1 protein-coding gene and 1 pseudogene are annotated in these 451 nt (G+C 73.2%); both read left to right on the top strand.

Annotated elements, in window-relative coordinates; all coding sequences use genetic code 11:
• Positions 1-201: pseudogene (locus tag CAY82_RS27555) on the top strand (hypothetical protein); the annotation flags it as partial.
• Positions 198-451 (top strand): response regulator (locus CAY82_RS27550; protein ID WP_140399171.1); only part of this gene is annotated, 254 nt, incomplete at its 3' end. The pseudogene CAY82_RS27555 and the gene CAY82_RS27550, both read left to right, overlap by 4 nt.

Genomic DNA, 451 nt, shown 5'->3' with positions numbered 1-451 from the left:
CGCCTGACGATCACCGACAACGGCTCCGGCGTAAGCTCTGCCACGGCTGCCACCACCACGGCGCACCGCATCGGCACCGGGCTCAAGGGCCTGTCGGAACGGCTCGCCGCGGCCGGCGGCTCCCTGGACTCGGGCCCGGCGCAGCGCCACGGCTTCCAGGTGACCGCGGAACTGCCCGTCGAGGAGGAACACGCCGCATGACCGGTCCGATCCGGGTACTGCTCGCCGAGGACCAGGGCATGATGCGCGGCGCGCTGGCGCTCCTCCTGGACCTGGAGGACGACATCGAGGTCGTCGCCCAGGTGGCGGCCGGCGACCGGATCGTCGAGGCGGCGCTCGCCGCCCGGCCGGACATCGCGCTGCTCGACATCGAACTCCCCGGCCGCAGCGGGCTCGACGCCGCCGCGGATCTGCGCAGGCAACTGCCCTCCTGCCAGGTGCTGATACTCAC

Source organism: Pseudomonas sp. SID14000, assembly GCF_002165135.1.
GTDB lineage: Bacteria > Pseudomonadota > Gammaproteobacteria > Pseudomonadales > Pseudomonadaceae > Aquipseudomonas.
The sequence above is the reverse complement of the archived record's forward strand: the minus strand, read 5'-3'. Positions and strand labels throughout refer to the sequence as shown.